This window comes from Bacteriovorax stolpii, from assembly GCF_002872415.1.
GTDB classification, from domain to species: Bacteria; Bdellovibrionota; Bacteriovoracia; order Bacteriovoracales; family Bacteriovoracaceae; genus Bacteriovorax; species Bacteriovorax stolpii.
This window is the reverse complement of the sequence record NZ_CP025704.1, coordinates 2,406,038-2,424,567: the sequence shown is the minus strand read 5'-3', so window position 1 is coordinate 2,424,567 and position 18,530 is coordinate 2,406,038. Positions and strand designations below refer to the sequence as shown.

22 protein-coding genes and 1 tRNA gene are annotated in these 18,530 nt (G+C 40.9%); 14 read left to right on the top strand and 9 right to left on the bottom strand.

Annotation, left to right across the window (positions count from 1 at the left end; translation table 11 throughout):
* Positions 1–79 precede the first annotated feature (79 nt).
* The 4 genes from C0V70_RS11890 to C0V70_RS11875 all read left to right on the top strand — a co-directional run bounded on the left by C0V70_RS11890 (position 80) and on the right by C0V70_RS11875 (position 2,834).
* On the top strand, positions 80–778 hold the full coding sequence (locus C0V70_RS11890; RefSeq protein ID WP_102244079.1) for a pirin family protein: 699 nt from the start codon (positions 80–82) through the stop codon (positions 776–778).
* Between the two features lie 9 nt (positions 779–787).
* Positions 788–1,177, top strand: a complete 390-nt coding sequence (locus tag C0V70_RS11885) for a hypothetical protein (RefSeq protein ID WP_102244078.1) — start codon at positions 788–790, stop codon at positions 1,175–1,177.
* Between the two features lie 18 nt (positions 1,178–1,195).
* The gene (locus C0V70_RS11880; RefSeq protein WP_102244077.1) at positions 1,196–1,573 is read left to right on the top strand and encodes an OsmC family protein; all 378 of its coding nucleotides are present in this window, start codon (positions 1,196–1,198) and stop codon (positions 1,571–1,573) included.
* Between the two features lie 103 nt (positions 1,574–1,676).
* Positions 1,677–2,834, top strand: a complete 1,158-nt coding sequence (locus C0V70_RS11875) for a DnaA/Hda family protein (protein ID WP_102244076.1) — start codon at positions 1,677–1,679, stop codon at positions 2,832–2,834.
* Between the two features lie 2 nt (positions 2,835–2,836).
* Here C0V70_RS11875 and C0V70_RS11870 read toward each other — a convergent pair whose 3' ends face one another.
* Both C0V70_RS11870 and C0V70_RS11865 read right to left on the bottom strand, forming a co-directional pair.
* On the bottom strand, positions 2,837–3,196 hold the full coding sequence (locus C0V70_RS11870) for a lipocalin-like domain-containing protein (protein WP_102244075.1): 360 nt from the start codon (positions 3,194–3,196) through the stop codon (positions 2,837–2,839).
* 14 nt (positions 3,197–3,210) lie between these two features.
* Positions 3,211–4,302 (bottom strand): Rieske 2Fe-2S domain-containing protein, encoded by a 1,092-nt coding sequence (locus C0V70_RS11865; RefSeq protein ID WP_102244074.1) that lies wholly within the window; start codon positions 4,300–4,302, stop codon positions 3,211–3,213.
* A gap of 113 nt (positions 4,303–4,415) precedes the next feature.
* Between C0V70_RS11865 and C0V70_RS11860 the strand changes: the two genes are divergently transcribed.
* Positions 4,416–5,297, top strand: coding sequence for a phospholipase A (locus tag C0V70_RS11860; RefSeq protein WP_158649662.1), 882 nt, complete (start codon positions 4,416–4,418; stop codon positions 5,295–5,297).
* A gap of 3 nt (positions 5,298–5,300) precedes the next feature.
* Here the strand turns inward: C0V70_RS11860 and C0V70_RS11855 are convergent, their stop codons facing one another.
* Positions 5,301–5,603 carry a helix-turn-helix domain-containing protein gene (locus tag C0V70_RS11855; RefSeq protein ID WP_102244072.1) on the bottom strand — a complete coding sequence of 101 codons (303 nt, stop codon included), beginning with the start codon at positions 5,601–5,603 and terminating at the stop codon, positions 5,301–5,303.
* Positions 5,604–5,611: 8 nt separating this feature from the next.
* Positions 5,612–5,845 carry a hypothetical protein gene (locus C0V70_RS11850; RefSeq protein WP_102244071.1) on the bottom strand — a complete coding sequence of 78 codons (234 nt, stop codon included), beginning with the start codon at positions 5,843–5,845 and terminating at the stop codon, positions 5,612–5,614.
* 120 nt (positions 5,846–5,965) lie between these two features.
* Here C0V70_RS11850 and C0V70_RS11845 point away from each other — a divergent pair, with 120 nt between their 5' ends.
* Both C0V70_RS11845 and C0V70_RS11840 read left to right on the top strand, forming a co-directional pair.
* A complete protein-coding gene (locus tag C0V70_RS11845) occupies positions 5,966–6,922 on the top strand; it encodes an NAD(P)/FAD-dependent oxidoreductase (RefSeq protein ID WP_102244070.1) in 957 nt (318 codons plus the stop codon).
* The gene (locus C0V70_RS11840) at positions 6,912–7,211 is read left to right on the top strand and encodes a TIGR03643 family protein (RefSeq protein WP_102244069.1); all 300 of its coding nucleotides are present in this window, start codon (positions 6,912–6,914) and stop codon (positions 7,209–7,211) included. The genes C0V70_RS11845 and C0V70_RS11840 overlap by 11 nt, the downstream gene beginning before the upstream one ends.
* 8 nt (positions 7,212–7,219) lie before the next feature.
* Here the strand turns inward: C0V70_RS11840 and C0V70_RS11835 are convergent, their stop codons facing one another.
* From C0V70_RS11835 to C0V70_RS11815, 5 genes are all read right to left on the bottom strand, one after another.
* Positions 7,220–8,308 (bottom strand): ankyrin repeat domain-containing protein, encoded by a 1,089-nt coding sequence (locus C0V70_RS11835; protein ID WP_102244068.1) that lies wholly within the window; start codon positions 8,306–8,308, stop codon positions 7,220–7,222.
* Positions 8,309–8,479: 171 nt separating this feature from the next.
* The gene (locus C0V70_RS11830; protein ID WP_102244067.1) at positions 8,480–9,271 is read right to left on the bottom strand and encodes a hypothetical protein; all 792 of its coding nucleotides are present in this window, start codon (positions 9,269–9,271) and stop codon (positions 8,480–8,482) included.
* 126 nt (positions 9,272–9,397) lie between these two features.
* A complete protein-coding gene (locus tag C0V70_RS11825) occupies positions 9,398–10,078 on the bottom strand; it encodes a glutathione S-transferase family protein (protein ID WP_102244066.1) in 681 nt (226 codons plus the stop codon).
* A gap of 82 nt (positions 10,079–10,160) precedes the next feature.
* Positions 10,161–10,616, bottom strand: a complete 456-nt coding sequence (locus C0V70_RS11820) for an HNH endonuclease signature motif containing protein (protein WP_102244065.1) — start codon at positions 10,614–10,616, stop codon at positions 10,161–10,163.
* A 75-nt stretch (positions 10,617–10,691) separates the two neighbouring features.
* A tRNA-Leu gene (locus tag C0V70_RS11815) sits at positions 10,692–10,780 on the bottom strand.
* A 57-nt stretch (positions 10,781–10,837) separates the two neighbouring features.
* On the opposite strand from C0V70_RS11815, the gene C0V70_RS11810 reads away from it, so the two are divergent.
* The 7 genes from C0V70_RS11810 (at position 10,838) to C0V70_RS11780 (ending at position 18,476) form a co-directional block, all read left to right on the top strand.
* Complete coding sequence (locus C0V70_RS11810) at positions 10,838–12,277, top strand: hypothetical protein (RefSeq protein WP_102244064.1); 1,440 nt, start codon at positions 10,838–10,840, stop codon at positions 12,275–12,277.
* A gap of 116 nt (positions 12,278–12,393) precedes the next feature.
* The gene (locus tag C0V70_RS11805) at positions 12,394–12,981 is read left to right on the top strand and encodes an NADH-quinone oxidoreductase subunit B (protein ID WP_102244063.1); all 588 of its coding nucleotides are present in this window, start codon (positions 12,394–12,396) and stop codon (positions 12,979–12,981) included.
* 18 nt (positions 12,982–12,999) lie between these two features.
* On the top strand, positions 13,000–14,706 hold the full coding sequence (gene nuoD / locus C0V70_RS11800; RefSeq protein ID WP_102244062.1) for an NADH dehydrogenase (quinone) subunit D: 1,707 nt from the start codon (positions 13,000–13,002) through the stop codon (positions 14,704–14,706).
* The gene (locus C0V70_RS11795; RefSeq protein WP_102244061.1) at positions 14,703–15,215 is read left to right on the top strand and encodes an NADH-quinone oxidoreductase subunit NuoE family protein; all 513 of its coding nucleotides are present in this window, start codon (positions 14,703–14,705) and stop codon (positions 15,213–15,215) included. Before nuoD ends, C0V70_RS11795 begins: the two co-directional genes overlap by 4 nt.
* The gene (nuoF, locus tag C0V70_RS11790) at positions 15,215–16,516 is read left to right on the top strand and encodes an NADH-quinone oxidoreductase subunit NuoF (protein WP_208107743.1); all 1,302 of its coding nucleotides are present in this window, start codon (positions 15,215–15,217) and stop codon (positions 16,514–16,516) included. Before C0V70_RS11795 ends, nuoF begins: the two co-directional genes overlap by 1 nt.
* Positions 16,517–16,518: 2 nt before the next feature.
* Complete coding sequence (locus C0V70_RS11785; RefSeq protein WP_102244060.1) at positions 16,519–17,952, top strand: NADH-quinone oxidoreductase subunit G; 1,434 nt, start codon at positions 16,519–16,521, stop codon at positions 17,950–17,952.
* Positions 17,949–18,476 carry a NuoI/complex I 23 kDa subunit family protein gene (locus tag C0V70_RS11780; RefSeq protein ID WP_102244059.1) on the top strand — a complete coding sequence of 176 codons (528 nt, stop codon included), beginning with the start codon at positions 17,949–17,951 and terminating at the stop codon, positions 18,474–18,476. The genes C0V70_RS11785 and C0V70_RS11780 overlap by 4 nt, the downstream gene beginning before the upstream one ends.
* Positions 18,477–18,530: the final 54 nt, after the last annotated feature.

Below are 18,530 nucleotides of genomic sequence, written 5' to 3'. Positions count from 1 at the left end.
TGACTATTATTAATTATCATGAGTTAGGAGTATTCTTAGGGTGTAAGAAAGCAAACAACTTTAAAAAAAGGAGAAACATATGATCACACTAAGAAAAGCAAACGAAAGAGGAAACGCAGAACACGGATGGCTTCACTCAAACCACACATTTTCATTTGCTGGTTACTACGATCCAAAACACATGGGTTATAGCGCTCTAAGAGTTATTAACGAAGACCGCATCGATGGCGGAACAGGGTTTGATACTCACGGGCACAGAGATATGGAAATCATTTCGTACGTCATTGATGGTGCCCTTGAACATAGAGACTCAATGGGAACTAAAGCAATCATTATGCCAGGTGAAGTGCAAAGAATGAGTGCTGGTACTGGTGTAAGACACTCTGAGTATAACCATTTACAAGATAAACAGACTCACTTCCTACAAATCTGGATTCTTCCTGAAAAAGCAGGAGTAGAGCCTGGGTATGCACAAAAATCTTTTGCGAATGACTTTGGTTGTAGCGATATGGTTTTAGTCGCTTCTAAAAATGGAAGAAATGGCTCAATCACCATTAACCAAGATGTAGATATGTACGTGGTTAAGGCCCAGGATGTAGGTGAGAAGATTTTTAAAACTTACCCTCACCGCCACACATGGGTGCAGGTGATTAAAGGAGAGGTGAGAGTCGAAGGGGCAACTTTAACAAATGGAGACGGAGCAGCGATCGATAACGTAGATGTGATGAAGCTTGAATGGTCTAAAGACTCAGAGTTCATCGTCTTCGATCTTCCGTAAGGAATAGGTATGAAAATTAAATTAAAAAAACTTAGCCAGGCGCTTATGGATGTCCATAAGCGTTTCCTGGAAAATGAAAAAAACCAAGCGGAAGCTTATTTTGAAAAAAAGATTTCTTCGTTTGAGTTTGTGATGATGCTTACTCAAGATAAGGGGTTTGCCTGGCTTCAGCCATTTTCTGCTTTAATTGCAGAGATTGATGCTTTGGCGGATTCAGAAGAAGAAATGAGCGAGGTAGAGATGAAAACTATTGCCGAAAAGGTTGAGTTTTTACTAAAAGACCCGGCCTCAAGTGTGGTGAGTAGATACAATCATCACCTGGGCCAGGACCCGGCGTTTATTATGTTTCATTCAAACCTAAAAAATGAGTTGAATGAGTTTCTAAAAGAAAGTGTTTAAAAAGAATTGGGAGTTTATATGATTACAGGTGTGAGAAAAGAAGATTTAGTAGCGCAGATCACGGCAAGAGGACATGAGATCATCTCGGGGCTACCGGCAACTCTGGGTGGGAAGGATGAAGGTCCAACCCCTCATGAAATTTTTGAGGCGTCACTATCGGCCTGCACGATTCTGACGGTACAGATGTATGCCAAGAGAAAGGGGATCAAGCTTGAATCGGCGAATGTCGACGTAAAGATTGTTAAAGAAGGCCCTGAGAGTGTACTGACTCGCGAGATTTCATTTGTTGGTGACTTGAGTGAAGAAGAGAGAGCTCGCCTGGCAGAAATTGCAGAGAAATGTCCGATTCACAAGCTGATGGAGAGTCAGATTAAAATCGAGACAGTGATCAAATAATTTTTTCATTTCTTTTGAGATTCCAATGTTGTTTTAATTCGTTTGACCTTTTGAGTTTTGTCTTTAAACTCACAAACGAATTTTAAAATGGCATTGGGATTACATGACTTCAAATAGAGCGACAGGAAGAAAACTACAGATATTATCAGCAGCAGCGGAAGATCCACAGCAGCTCGATCTCTTAAGTTTTATTTCTGAGTTTGCCCTTCCAGAGATTGAGGCGAAGGCAAAGGTGAAGGACGTTAAAGTGCCTAAACCTGTCCTAAACCCTCCCAAAGTCACAACCCCCGTTTATTTTCATGGCAATGTTAGCAGTGAAAAGAGCTTCTCACGCTTTTGTGTAGGGAAGTCCAATCAGTTTGCTTTCGAGGCCATTAAAAGATTTATTCAAAATGAACGAAATGATTTTGGGATGATTTTTCTTAAGGCCGATAGTGGATTGGGGAAAACGCATCTTTTGCACGCCTGTGCAAACGAGATGGTAAGGCTCAAGAAATCTTTTTATTTTAGCTCCGCCCTCACACTGCCCCCAGATGTTTCTGGAAAAAATGTCGAGGCGCTTTTTATCGATGATATCGAAGACCTGGAAGGGAAGTCTGAGCTACAGAAGTCTTTTTGCCAGTTAATTGACTATGTTCAGGCAAAAAAGATCAAAATGATCATTGCCGGGTCGAAACTGCCTAAGAATTTAATGAACTGTGAAGAACGCTTAAAAAGAAAGCTTTCATCAGCACTGATTCACCATATTGATGAACTTGATAGTGATCTGTCTCTAGAAATTGTTGGGCAGAGATGCCGAGAACTAGAGCTTCTGCTTCCTGATAATGTAAAAAGACTCGTCTCTGAGCAAACAGGCACTAATATTTATGGGATTGAAAGCTTGCTTTATAAGTTGAAGAGCTCTGAAGAGATTAAAGGGCAAAAGATCACAATGGAGATGGCCTTAGAAGAAATCAAGGATAAGAAAGCTATTGGGCAGTCTTGCGATTTTGATTTCATTCTGGATTCAGTAGGGGAGAGTTTTGGTGTTAGTCGCAAAGAATTGCTCTCTGGAAAGAGGACAATGGCGATTGCAGAGGCCCGCCATGTGGCCATGTATGTTTTAAAAGAAAAAATGCAATTAAGCCTGATGAAGGTTGGAGAGCTTTTCAATCGAGATCACACGTCGGTGATTTATGCTGTTGCTAGAATCAAAAAACAATTGAACGATGATCCTAAGATCAGGATGAAGATTGAAAGTTTGGTTTCAACTCCCGCTTAGTGTTATAGTCTTTCCCATTTAGCTTCAAATTTAGATTTATTCTCAAAAACAACTGATAAATATAAATAAGCGCCTTCAATTCTATAGTTTCTCTTCTCTATAGAATTGTCCCTTTTGCCTTGAGAGCAAATATTGATGAGGTGATTGACCTCAGAGCTGTTAAGGATTTTATATTTCCCTGAATACGTTAATAAGTCTCGCGCAGTTTCAATTTCTTCTTTTAAAAAAATCTGAACAGAAAGAAATTCATCGCTAGAATAAATCAACTCACCTTTTAAGTATGAAGAGGTTGGTTGAAAGATCCCTTCGGGACTATAAGTACCATGACTGATGAGTTTATATCGACCGGCTAAATTATTCATAATTAGAGTTTAAACTAATCCTGTGCCTGAATCAATTTTTTAGAAAGCTCAACAGTTCTCTCAATTAACTCATATGACTGCGTATGCAGGTATTCACTATCTCTTACATAATCCATATTGTACTCCATTGCTTCCGAAGACCAACCCAAAGAGTGCCCTACGTATGGAAAGGGAGGGGCCATAAACCCAAGTTCACCAAAAAAATTTAACATCTGCCCTGCCACTGATTGAACATTATCTTGTCCACCAGTAATAATCATCCCCACAACTTTATTTTGAATTAGGACTCGGTCTTTTAGTGTTATTTGGTTTTGAACACTGTTGAGTCGCTCGGCCATTTTGTAATAAAGTGAACTCGCATTACCCCAGCGAATAGGAGAAGATACGATCACGACGTCTGCCCAGTGAACCATGCCCTCATAGATTTGAGACATCTCATCAGTCGGGTCCATTTTTGTAATTGAGCACGGCCATGTGCAGGCCTTTTCTGATTTTGAGTAAAAGCCTTCGCAGTGCCTGAAGTTCAAATCAGATAATTTAATCAGCTTCGTTTCAACATCAAGGTTTTCCGCAGCCGTCTTTAAAGCTGAGTTTAAAAGTTCTTCTGAAGTCGAAAAGCGCGGATGGTTTTTATCCATCGCCGTTGTCGAAATCCCTAGAACTCTAATTTTTCCAGCTTCACGTTTTGGCTCTCGGCTTAGATTCATGATTCCAGAATTGTAAACTGCTTGGACGCGCTTGGTTTCACCAGGGATGCTAATATATAATTGTCCATTTTCAATCTTTAAAGGAAATGTCGGGACGGCCCCAGGATTAGAAGAGAGAGGCTCAGCTGAACCAGAAATACTTTCACCTGTTTTGTGATTGAATTCCCAATAATGCCATGGGCATTCAATGCATCCTTTTTTTAATCGGCCGCGCGAGAGAGGCCCTCCCATATGATTGCACTTATTATTGAGAGCACCGAAGGCCCCGTCATGATAAGTGAGTACAACTTTCTTTTTGTCGAATTCAAGTTCCTTTAATCCGCGAGTTTCAAGTTCACGAATAAGGTCTTCGGTTTTACCGATTAAAGTCCATTCTGAAGACGTATTTTCTTGATTCATTGCCAAAGTTCCTAAGTATGATTGAGTGTCTGCCTCATTGTATCAGAAAAAGGATGCTTTTGGGTGATGAATAGTTTTGATAAAAATTAATTAGTATGGATAATAAAGAGCATATGAAAACTATATTCTTGTTGGTTTTTTTGCTTAGCGGTTCTGCTTCTTCGCAGGAGCTTCCTGATCCTTTGGCGAAGGAGAAAGAAGGCTACTTTAAGCTGCTGGCGACGAAGTATGTACTCCTGCCTCATAACGGCACCTTTCTTTTACCCATTGTCTACAATACGAAGCCCCACGAAGATCTCTACTCTGGAATCAAGGGGACAATGAATCAGAAAAACGCAAATTTTTATAAGAAGGAAGAAACAGAATTCCAAATAAGTTTCATGATTCCCATTCAAAACAGGATTTTCAAATCTAATTTTGATTTGAATGTCGCTTATACCCATCATGCCTGGTGGCAGCTTTATAACAAAGAGTACTCTAGGCCATTTAGAGAAACGAACTATATGCCGGAAATTTTCCTGCGCTATATAGACCCATCAACCAGCGAGTTTGCTGGTATTGACTTAATGGCCGCAGACATTGGTTTTGTTCATCAGTCCAACGGACAGATTCAAATCATCTCACGCAGCTGGAATAGGCTTTATGGGCGCATGTTTATGCAAGGATATGGTTTTAAGTTTATTGCGACTGGATGGTATCGCATTCCTGAGAAAAGAAATGAAGACGAAAATAGAAAGATCCAGGATTTCATGGGACACGGCAGACTCGAAATTATTAAAAATTTAGGAAAGCATACTCTTTCACTAAAAGTGCCTCTGGCCGCTCGCTATCTTAGTACTGATTTAAAATACTCTTACCCATGGAAAGACAATTTAAGGTGGTATGTGAGTGTCCAGTCAGGTTATGGACACTCATTAATAGAATATAATCGTTATACGCAAAGATATGGGGCAGGGGTCGTTTTAGATAGTTTTATCGATAAAGTGATCGAATAAAAGCTATGATTTGTGATTGATCATATAGTGATTAACAATTTGCTTCGTCACAACTTTTAAACTCAGGAGATGCTCGAAGTCTTCTTTCTTAAATTGATAGAGATTTAAGAACATATCAATTTCTTCGGGAGTATAGAATCGTCTTCCATTCTCGTAATGGTCGATATCCATGGCCTTCAATTGAATTTTAACCGCTACATCAGTTAAAGAAAGTTTGCGAACCTCACGCACGAAGCGCAGGATTTGTCCTTCTTTACTTTCACGGTTATTGTGGACGTGTTTACCGATCATTGGATTGTGTTTCATTTTAATTCCTAATCTTCGTCGACATCGTAGTCATTGCCGCTTCCATTGGCATATTCTTCGTCTTCATCATAATAATCGCCATCTTCATCTTCGGCCGAATCAAAAAAGTCCTCTGATTCTTCTGCGTCTTCTTCATAGTAATCTTGTTCATCATCTTCGGGTCCATCAAGAGTCTCTTCTTGCTCTTCTTCGACCTCGTGATATTGGCCAAATTCGTCTTTATAAATGTCTCTGTTACTCATCGTTTTTACCTTTAATAGTGATTGAGGGGGGCTTTATAACATAGGATTTATCGTTTGACACCCTTGAACCTCTAAGCGTTGTCTAATTGTCCTTTTGCCTTTTTGTTTTATATTTAGGGTATGAAAAAAGACTATATTATCATTGGGGCCGGTCTAAGTGGCCTAAATACTGCAAAAAAACTTGTGACCCAAAACCAGGGAGACGTGCTTATTCTTGAAAAGTCCCGAGGTTTAGGCGGCAGAATGGCCACGAGAAGAACTTTGGATGCCCGATTTGATCATGGGGCCCAGTTTTATAGAAAAAAAGTCGATCTCTTCTCCCTCCATGACTATTGGAGAGATCATAACGTCAACCAGCACTGGTTTTTATCAGATGAAGGGGATCACTGGTGTGGGAAATGGGGAATGACCTCTCTTGCAAAAACACTAGGCGAAGGCCTGAGTATTTCTCTGGAAAAAGAAGTTCAAAGTATTCATTTTGAAAATGGGCTTTGGAAACTTATATCAAATAAAAACGAGGAGTGGCTGGCACGTCATTTGATCATCACTTCACCTATTCCACAAACCACAAAACTTTTAGGACATTTGGAAAAAGAAAAGTTACTTAATCCTCATCAATGGAATGAACTTAAGGGGATAACTTATACAAAAGCTCTTATTGCCTTGGTGACTCTTGAAGGGCCGTTTTCATTAAAAAATGGTTATGTTGAATTCCAAGAAGGGGATTTCTTCTCTATCAGTGACCAGTATCAAAAAGGAGTAAGCCCAATTCCTGCGCTTACGGTAACGATGTCGGCCTTATTTTCAGAGAAAGAATTTGAAAATGAAGAAGCCATGATTCTCGAAAAAATCCTGACTGGCTTAAAGGCGAGTTATCCTGAAGTAAAAATAAAAAATGCTGAGCTTAAAAAATGGCGATACTGTCGTCCTGAAAAGCAGCTCAAAGATTATTTTTTTGAAATCGCTCCGAAGCTTTATCTCGCAGGAGATGCTTTCGGTGGAAGTAGTCTTGGTGGCGCCGTCAGGTCTTCGGAGTCTCTATGCCGCCATCTTCTTGGAGAAGCTGATGAGAAATAAAATTGAGAGTGTTTTAGAATCACTGAGTGTAGAAGAGCGAGACAGGCTTATTCGCATGTGTTGGGAAGATAGAACGCCTTTTGAGGCGATCTTCCATCAATATAACCTAACGCCAAATGAAGCCGTCAAATGCATGAGAAAGATGCTTTCTCTCAGAGACTTTAAGCGCTGGCGAGTGCGCGCCAATAACTTAGGACACCTCAAGCATCTCAAAACCAGACCAGAAGGGATCACGCGTTTTAAATGCTCACGCCAGAATATGGATGGAAGCACTAAAGGGTATAAGTAAATAATCTTTTAGTGGTCCATTTCAAAATCTAGAATCCCGCAATTGTCTTCCTGGCAAACACCACCAGCGGCCTTTAGAAGCTCGCTCACATGCTCCTGGCGTTTCTGCAGGTCATTCATGAATGCATCCGGGTCACCTGAAGTCATTTTGAGCTGAGGCATAAGAGGGTAGTTATAGTAGAGGACTCCGTTGGCCTCAATAATCTTATCCTGTAGAGGCATTTTGGGATTGGCCGCTATTTTCTTTTTGTACTTAAGAATGGAAAAGAGGCGGGCTTCAGATGAATCAAGTGCTGTTTCACCTTCTTCATCAGAGAAGTCTGTAAACTTGTTGAGTTGGTTGACAGGGATTTGTTTACTTTGGATAAGCAGATCAACAACTTCATCGGCCGCGTTTCCGGCCGCGATCCATAGTAAATGAGGAGTTGTTAAGTCGATTCCGGCATTGATCAAATCAACAGCGATTTCTTGGGAAGTATAGATGGCCGTGTTCATCAGCGGGATACCATTGCCAAGAGATGTGTCTTCTACATTTGGATTGGCCTTGTATTCTAAAAGGAGCTTTACTGCTTCTTTGTTATTATTTCTTACTGCGCGAACAAGAGGCGCCGGGGATTTAAATGAATAAGTTGATTCATCTCTTCCGCTGCTATCAGGATCGGCCCCTTCTTCAAGAGCGAGCTTCACGCATTTATTTCTTTCATCCATTTCTGTTTGAGTTGGTTTGACGTCGTAGCTTAAGTTAGAGACATCAATTGATGCGTTTAAGTAAGTGGTCGCAATTTTTTTCGGGTCTTTGGTATAGTCAGTACTGTACATATATCCCAGAAACTTTCTACATTGAGCAAACGGATCTGGAGTCACAACTGGAGGTTGAACTTCTGCCTTTTTTGGAGGTGACTCTGGTTTTTTATCAGGAGCAGGAGTGTCGCCGTAATATATATCAATTTTTTCTTTTACTTCTTTGGCGATCTCTTTTGAAATCTTTTTTAGTTTCTGGTTGATTGAATCAAACATTGAGCTTTCTGCATGGGCAGGAGCTGAAAGGATAAATCCAAGGATAAGAAGGAGTGAAAAATGACATTTCATTTTTTGCATAAATACATCCTCTAAAGGTTCAAATAGAAGGATATATAGCATGCGAAATGCCAATATTTTTAGGTGGGAAATCAGTAGGTTAGACTATGTAGAAGAAGACAGGTGTTTAGGAATTAGACAATTAAGCGAGCGTGGAATTCTGCTCAGGCATCTTTTTTATCCATAAAATCTTTAATCCAGATGAAACCAGCAAGCAGGCCTGCTCCATTTTAAATCATCACACTCATTAACATTTAAACTTGAACAGAGTGTTCCCTTTATGAATGTCTCATATCTACAATCCAGTTCAGGATATTCTCCTACGAGATCAAGTGTTCTATCGCTGGCCGCATTTTCTGTTTTTGCAAAGAAGCTTGAGGGAATGTTTAATTGTTCCAGAATTTGTTGATAAACCAGTATCGTCTGATGAGATGCCGTTAAGATTTCATTACATAACTTTATATCATCCATGTTCGTATAAGATCTATGACATTCTTGTGCAGAAGGAAGATTTAAGAGTCCTTTGTTTTTGATAAAGAGATCTGGGATTTTTACTGCGAGCTTTTTAATACATTCACTTGTTGCAAAATAATCGGCCTGCCCTTCCGCTGACATTTTCTTAGGGGCCCAGGCGCGGACGGCCGGCGTCATCTGCTTGCCAACAACATAAGGTTTTCCTCCCAAAAAATGACCAACTTCATGGCATAAAATCATTCCAAGAGTAGGGACTGTCTGGTGGTCCAATGAAAGAAATGAGGAGACAACAGTGATTTCCCAGCTGTTTTCTGCTTTTTTAGCAGCATAAGCATTAGGAGCGGCTGGTTTTTCGGAAAGGATGAATTTTAACTCACCACCTTCCTCTTGGATTCTCTCGGCATAGATTGAATCTAGGGCTTTGGTAATTCTCAAATAGTCGACTTTGTCGACTGAAGCATGGGCCACTTGTCCCAGCAAAATGAGAAGGATGAACCAGTATTTTTTCATGCCTTATTTATAACACAATCTAAGAGGCATTTTTATTTACTATAACTAATACATACCTATCGGAAAGACTGAGAGGGAAGTTGTTAATTTTAGATTTGGCCCGCCAAGGCCTAAAGCAGATTGAATCTAACTTCTATGATCCAGAGTAATCTGACCAACGCTCAAAACATCTTTTTCGTGGGGATCATCACGCCATTTTTCAGCAAGTGCAGATCGGTACCAATCTTTCATTTCTGGTAAATCAAGCATTAAGCTTACATATTGTTTAGCTTCATCACTCACTACCAGTCCATAGGTTTGAATTCTAAAAATAACTGGTGCGAAAAAAGCGTCGATTGCCGAAAAAGTTTTTCCTGCTAAAAATGGGCCTTCGAATTTTTTTAATCCTTGCAACCAAAGGGCATCAATTTGGTTTAAATCATTTTGTAATGCAGGAGTTATTTCATTCAATTTAACTCTCACTCCACAGTTCATCCCACAAATATTTCTTAGCGATTGAAACCCAGAGTGCATTTGTGCTGATGCGCTTCTTGCCCAGGCGCGCGCCAGCTTGTCTTCTGGCCAGATACTAGGATTTTCTTCTGCTAGGTATTCAATAATCGCAAGAGAGTCCCAAACGATTGTCTGGTCATCAATTAAACATGGAACTTTTTTATTAGGGACAATATTTTTATATTCATCCCATGCCTTTGCATCATGGAAAGGAATGATTTTTTCTTCAAAAGGAATGTTGAATGCTTTGAGAACAAGCCATGGTCTTAGGGACCAAGAAGAGTAGTTTTTGTTGGCAATGTATAAAGTTCGCATGGGTAATCCTAAGATGATATGGATGATTAATTTTAGCTAATAATCGATTTGATAAAAACAAAAAATTATATTTTTCTCGGTGTTAGAACAATATCGCACCAAATTCACTCTGTAACTTCATCTTCTGCCACCTTATCGATGGACGCATTCTCTGACTCCACATCCACTCAAGTCTTTTGTGCCATCGCAAATGCTCTTCTCTTGTCATCAAAGCAAGATTACTTTTTCGATTGTCCCACTTTACACCATTAATATGGTGAACTTCTTCACCTGGTCTTAGTTTACGTTTCATTATTTTTTCTACAATTTCACGATGCTCAAAATTTCCATTTTCCGACAACACATAACCGTGTTCATTTTTCTTTTTAAACTTCTGTCTAAGGGGATAAATGATTCCGTAATAAAAAGAAGAAATCAGTACATATGAAACAGCAATTAAGACTAGGCAAAGAATAAGCTGAACGATCATCTCTTCATTGAGCAGGGACTCAAATTTAAAATGCCGTGCTTTGTGAATAAGCTGACTAGTTTTAGACATGCTTAAATTCTAAGCTAACTAAGAATAGTTTTGATAAAAATTAATATGTGTGGATAATAGGAGGTGAGTAAAAAATGGTGCCCGAGACGAGACTTGAACTCGTACGACCGGTAAAGGTCGGCAGATTTTAAATCTGCTGTGTCTACCGATTCCACCACCCAGGCACATATTAGGTAAGTTCTTAAAACATTGATCGGAAGAACTGAGATTGTGAGAAATTTATGACTATCTGTCAATTACAAAAGGCCCTGATCGCAAGTTTTTTAATCTCAACACTCGCAGGTTGTGGAAGTGCACCTGTTGATGAAAAAAGAGACGAGAGAAAAATCCTGGGGCAATGGAATAAGTTACCTCCGAGATTCGCAGAGCGAGAAGACGATGAGTCTGTCGTTGCCAATCCATTCTTTGATGTAGACCCTAACATAAAAAACTTCGCGCCTGTTGAGGCCAATAATTTTAGCATCAACTATGTCGTCACCACTCCGGAAGAGAGTAACTACCTTTATGACCTGGATCTTTTTTCAGGGAAGCTCTACCGCGAGCGCGCCTTTTGCCCCCAGGATGATATTTGGGAAAATTACAGAGCGGATCTTATGACTCCAAACTTCACTCAAGGGATTGTCCCGCGTGTATATGATGAAATGAAGCGACCGATGAAGATCGTGATCATTTCTAATAAAGATAAGATCGAGGCCTTTAAAGAAAGCCCAACACATTTTGACCAGGCGCGAATTTTAGGGTCAGTGGTGATAGATGAGTGTTCGAATTACCCGTGTGACTTAAAAGAGAAGTGGAAGTCGTCGCAGATTTTATTTGGAGTTAACAGTCGCGATCCTCAATACAATTCAGTTAGTTCATTTGCCGATTTAAAAAGAAAAATTGATTGGAGCTATGCAAAAGGGATGTTGACCAATATGCATGGATATCACCGAGTGGGTGGAAAGATTTTTCCGGCCTTCAGGATTTCAAAGGAACTGAACTTAAAAGATACCTACAACTATTTTCAAAAGACGGCACAAGTAGTGAACACGCAGAAGTTCGTAGAACTCAACAATTGGCGTGCTCAGTGTATGAAGATGTACGACACTGTTTGGGATGAGGCGGAGAAAATCCGTGCGCAAAAAAATGCTCAGGCCGAGAGCTTCCTTAAGTATTTTAAAGAATTTTACTCGAAAAGTTCCAATGAATTTTATGAATGCCAAAAGCTGGTTCGCCCGGCAAGCATCACTGATAACACCAGAAGATTTTGGTTTTTTACTTATATCCAGGCCTTCACACTACTGGAGAAAAGTGGCTTTTATTACAGCTGTACGGACAACTCATGGGCCTACAATCCACGCGTGGATGAAGGGCACTTTTATGTAAGTCAGAATAAAGAACTTGAGCGTTGCCGCGCCAAGAATTTTGAAGGGGCCTTTGACCAAGCTATCAATGGATTGAGTTTAATGAAAAACCAGATCAACTCCCAGTACCGTTTCGTAGAATACGATAATGTCAGAGGTGGGAGTCACCAAAAAATCTATGGCTGGGTCTTTGATAAGATCCAGAATTTCGCTTGTAAATATGAGTCTAAGACACCAAACCAAATTCCTTTTGATGTTTTTCCGCAGGACGTTGTATGGGAAAACTTCAAGCAGGATGAGGCCGGTCTGGTCAGGTAAATTTACGCACAGAGAATCTCTCGTCTTCAATGTAAGTAATTGATTTACATTTCTAGGTGTTATCCCTAAAATATGACTTCGAACCCGACATTAATTTTTTTTGAATAGGAGACGTTATGTCGACTAATAAGAGACTCGTGAGCCCGATCAACAAAGTCACTAGCACTAGTGAAGAGGACTTTGCCTTAGATCGTTTAATTGTAACAACTAAAGCTGGGACATTCTTAGAATGGGCCAAGAGATGGGGACAAGCAAACTCGCTTTGGCCGTTTCCATTTGGGACTGCTTGTTGTGCGATTGAGTTCATGGCCGTAGTAGGTCCAAAATACGATTCATCACGTTTTGGTGCAGAGGTTGTTCGCTTCTCTCCACGCCAATCTGACCTTATGATCATCGCTGGTACAATCACTGAAAAACAAGCGCCGGTCCTAAGAAGAATTTATGAGCAAATGGCAGAGCCTAAATGGGTTATTGCAATGGGTGCTTGTGCTTCTTCTGGTGGATTCTACCGCGCTTACCACGTTGTTCAAGGTGTCTCTCGCGACATTCCAGTAGACGTTTACATCCCAGGATGTCCTCCGACTCCGGAAGCGGTTATCCAGGGAATCATGCAGATTCAAGACCGTATTAAAAACGGTGTTTCTGCTTTTGATGAAAAACTAAAGCAAGACGATCAAAAACAAGCACTGAGCGCAAACGCGTAATTGGCAAAGGTATAATCAATGACTGAATCGACAACACCAACATCTAATTACTCAGCCGTTCTTATTGAAAAGTTCGGTGAGAAAAATTACTCATACGCCTTCGGCAACCATGTGGTATGGGCGACAACTGAAAACCTTGTAAGTGTCATGACTAAGTTTAGAGATGAACTTGGCTTCAACATGATCCTTGATGTTTGCGGTGTCGACAATACTGGAAGACCAAAGTCAGAATGGACTCACGGAAAAAGATTTGAATCTGTTTACCACCTACTTAATATGGAAAACCATGAGCGCGTCCGCGTTCGTGTTCCAGTTGATGCTGATGGTGGAGAAATGGTTCCATCTGTAATGTCTGTTTGGAAAGGGGCCGACTGGTTTGAGCGCGAAGCTTGGGATATGTTCGGGATCAACTACGAAGGACGCAAGAAAGAGCGTCTACTAACTCACCACGAGTTCGTAGGTCACCCACTTAGAAAAGACTACAGAGCGGATCACAATCAACCGCTTTCAGAATCAATCGATATTCACTTTGATCCAGATCCAACGATCACTCACGAAGAATCACTAAAGCGTGAATGGATCAACATCGGGCCTTCTCACCCAGCTACTCACGGTACACTTCGTATCATGGCAGAGATTGAAGGAGAGGTAATCAAGAGATCAAAACTTGAGATCGGATACCTGCACAGATGTTTTGAAAAAATGACTGAAAACCACCTGTACAACCAGGTTGTTCCTTATACAGATAGATTGAACTACTGTTCATCACCAATGAACAACATTGGATGGTGTAAGGCGATCGAAGACATGATGGGAATTGAAATTCCTGATCGTGCAAAAGCTATCAGAATGGTTCTAGCTGAACTTTCTCGCATCATCGACCACATGGTTTGTATCGGAGCTGCCGGGGTTGACCTTGGGGCCCTTACATCTTTCTGGTACTGCTTTGAAATGAGAGAAAAAGTTTACGAACTTTTCGAAAAACTTTGTGGTGCTCGTCTAACAGTTTCTCTTACTCGTATCGGTGGTCAAGCTCAAGAGCTTCCAGTTGGATGGGTGACGGACTGTCTTGATGTTGTAAAACAAATTGAAAAGAGAGTTGAAGAAGTAGACGCTCTTTTAACTAAAAACAAAATCTACCTTGATAGAACAAAAGTCACTCCAATCACTGCTAAAAACGCAATCGATTGGGGATACACAGGTCCTTGTCTAAGAGCTGCTGGTGTTAACTACGATATCAGAAAAGCTAACCCATACTACTTCTATAAAGATGTAGAGTTCGAAATCCCTGTAGGGTACGACGGAACTCCATTTGATAGATACGTTGTTCGTATGGAAGAGATGAGACAGTCTTGCCGAATCATTAATCAGGTTCTGGCAAACCTACCAGCTGGCGGAGTTCAGTCTCTTGATAAGAGAGTTTGTATTCCACCTAAAAAAGAAGTTTATACAAACATCGAAGGTCTAATGAACCACTTCATGTTAATCATGAAAGGTGTTCGTCCACCTGTCGGTGAAATTTACTCAGCAACTGAAGCGGCCAACGGAGAACTTGGGTTCTACGTTATCTCTGACGGTGGACCAAATCCATTCAGAGTCAAGGTTCGTCCACCATGTTTTGCAATCTATCAGTCATACGGCGAAGTGGTTAACAACCACATGCTTGCCGATGCCGTTGCACAGCTGAGTTCAATGAACATTATTGCAGGGGAGTTAGACCGATGAGTTCTCACGGAGTAGAAAAATCACACAGCCAGGGTGCACCTTTTAAGTTCACGGCTGAAAACTTAGCAAAGTACGAAGAGCTACTGACTCGTTACGACGATGTTGAGTCAGCCCTTCTTCCGGTTCTTCACTTAGTTCAAGAGCAAAACAGATGGCTTCCAACTGAAGCAATCGAGTACGTAAGCGAACTGATGAAAATCCCAGAAATCAAAATCAAAGAAGTTATTTCTTTCTACGATATGTTCTATGACGTACCAGTAGCAAGAAACATGGTTCACGTTTGTACCAACATTACATGTTCAATGTTCGGTGGACGCGAAATCTATCAAGGTCTTCTAAAGCACTTTGATACAGATTACTTAACTCCAACACGCGATGGAAGAATCTCACTTCAGAAGATGGAGTGTTTAGGTGCATGTGAAATGGCACCTTGTATGCGTATTAATAATGATTACGTAGGCCCGGTTGACCTGGTAGCTGCGATTCAAAAATTAGAGGAGCTTCCATAATGGATAAGATCATGGAAAAAGACACTGCTAATTACAAAGATTACACTCTTCTAAGCTACCACCATATTCCAGGTGTTCATAACATCGACGTTTTCGAACGTGCCGGTGGATATGAAATGATGAAAAAATGGGTTGGAGCTGAACCAGAAACAATTAAAGAAGAAGTAAAACAATCTGGTCTTCGCGGACGCGGGGGAGCTGGGTTCCCAACTGGTGTAAAGTGGGGATTCTTCACTAAAGACCGTGCTGCTAAAAAATACCTTCTATGTAACGCCGATGAATCAGAGCCGGGAACTTTCAAGGATAGATTTCTTGTTGAGAAAAACCCGCACATTCTGATTGAAGGGATGATTATCTCTGCATGGGCACTAGGAACTCAAAAAGGATACATCTACATTCGTGGAGAGTTCTATCAGCAAGCTGTGATCTTAGAAAAAGCATTAAAAGAAGCGTACGCCAAAGGATACCTAGGAAAGAACATCATGGGCAAAGGTTTTGACTTTGACCTATACGTTCACCGTGGAGCTGGGGCCTATATCTGTGGAGAGGAAACAGGAATGATTTCATCTCTTGAAGGTAAAAAAGGTCAGCCAAAACTAAAACCTCCATTCCCGGCGATCAAAGGATACCGTGGACTTCCAACGATGGTTAACAACGTTGAGTCTCTTGCGGCCGTTCCTTGGATCATGAGATTTGGAGCAGCTGAGTACAAAAAATTCGGAACAGAGAAATCAGCAGGAACAAAACTGTTTTCAATCTCTGGTGACGTTAATAAGCCAGGTGTTATTGAAGTACCACTTGGGACAACACTAAAAGAAATCATCGAAGTTCACTGCGGTGGAATGAGAAACGGCAATAAGCTTAAAGCGGTTATCCCTGGTGGATCGTCGTCTCCGGTTTTAAATGCTGATGATTCATACGCTGTAAAAATGGACTATGAAGATGTCGCTAGCAAAGGATCAATGCTTGGATCTGGCGCCATCGTGGTTATCGATGAAACAAGAAACATGGGTGATATCCTTAAGTACACTCTTGAATTCTACCACCACGAGTCTTGCGGACAATGTACTCCATGCCGTGAAGGAACTGGTTGGATGGAAAGTATCTTTAAGAGAAGAGAATCGGGCAAAGCTCAAAAATCAGATATCGAACTTCTGGATAAAACAGCAGCTTCAATGAGAGGACAAACTATTTGTGCTCTTGCTGATGCAGCAGCGATGCCGACTCAGGGGATGATCAAGTTCTTTAGACCAGAGCTTGAGACCTATGTAACGACAAACGTAAATTCTAATAAGAGATAGTCATGACTGAAAAAGTAAAAATTACCTGGAACGGAAAACAAATTGAAGCAGTCAAAGGATCAAACCTTCTTCAAGCTGCTTTAGACAATGGTGAACAAGTTGCTCACTACTGCTACCACGCGGGACTTTCAATCGCTGGTGTGTGCCGTATGTGTATGGTTGAACAAGACGGGGTTCCTCGTCCATTCCCAGCATGTAACGCTACTTGTGGTGATGGGATGGTTGTTCGCAACGACACTCCAAAAATTAAAGCTGCAGTTGAAGCTACACTTCAATTCCACCTTGTAAACCACCCGCTTGATTGTCCGGTTTGTGACCAGGCCGGAGAGTGTGGACTTCAAGATTATTACATGAAGTACGGTAAGTACGACTCGCAAATGATCGACAAAAAAGTTCACAAGGAAAAAGTTCAGGATATCGGTAAAAACGTAATGCTGGATGCAGAGAGATGTATCCTTTGTTCACGTTGTACAAGATTTACTGCTGAAGTAACAAAAACAAATGAACTAGGGATTCTTAACCGAGGTGACCATGCGGAAATCAACGTTAATGAAAACCTGAAAAATGATTACGCTCAAAACCTGGTAGATATCTGTCCGGTTGGAGCGCTTACATCTAAAGACTTCCGTTTCAAACAACGTGTATGGTTCCTTGAAGAAGTTCATACAACTTGTATTGGTTGTGAGACAGGATGTTCAGTAAAAGTTTCTCAGAATAAAAATGGTTCTTACCGTGTGAAGCCAGTTTACGATGAAACTGTAAACGGCCACTGGATGTGTGACGATGGTCGCTCAATTTATAAACACGTATCAAGTCCGACACGTCTTCAGAATGCTTCTGAAAACCTAAACGGCTTATTTGTTCCAGCTGATGAAAACGCAGTGATGGAACTGGTAAAAGGAAGAAAGGCGAAATTTATTCTTTCAACTTCATTAACAAATGAAGAATACGCTAAGTTCTTTGCTTCAGTTAAAGGATCAAAAGCTGAAGTGGCCCTTTATACACTTCCAACTGTTGGGCCAGAGTTCGATGGAATCCTAAGACGTGGGGATAAAAACGCTAACCTTCGTGGTGCAAAAAACGCCTTTGAAGCAGCTGGTTTTGACCACACTCAGGCAGGTCTTGATAAACTTCTTGGATCAATCAGCGGCAGCGACGTAGTTTATGTTGTTGTTCCTGAAATCCTATACAATGAAGACCACTTCAATACACTTTTAACAAAAATTGAAAAAGCTTCTACAAGAATTGCACTTACTCCAGGTGAAACACTTTCAACAATGAAAGCGTTCAACTACCTTCTGCCAGTTCCAAGCTTCCTTGAAAAAGAAGGTGAGATCGTGAACTTCCAGGGCGTAAACAGAAAACTAGCAGCTGGATTAAGCTACGGTGAAACAACTAAAGACGTAAGCTACTACGGGAAATGGGTGAACCTATGATCATCAACTCTGATCTATACAAAGCACACGGTTATATCAAAGGGACAGTCCTTGGACTAAAGATCACAATCATTAAGCTTGTGAAGGCCCTATTCGGTATTGATAAAGTTATGACTTTAAACTATCCGGAAGAGAAGTATTTCTATTCTGATCGTTTCAAAGGAAAGCACGTCCTGACAGTAAAGGAAGACGGAACACTAAGATGTACATCTTGTATGCTTTGTTCAACTTACTGCCCAGCTCAGTGTATCCACATCGTGGCAGCTGATGACTCTGATAAAGAAGTAGAGAAGGCACCAGTTTCTTTTGAAATTGAGATGCTTCGTTGTGTATTCTGCGGTTTCTGTGAAGAAGCTTGTCCGGTAGATGCTATCCGCTTATCGAGCGAATATGAAATGGCCGGCCACGCAGAGAAAGAATGGGTTGCTGACCAGTACGAACTAGCGTTTAGAAAATCTCTAAATGGTGGGCGTGGGATTCAGTCGACAGTTGATGATAAAGACAGATTAAAACTTCGTTTATAGTGGGCAAAAAAAATGCTCCGGTGGAGCATTTTTACTTCTTAGTTTAAGAGTTTT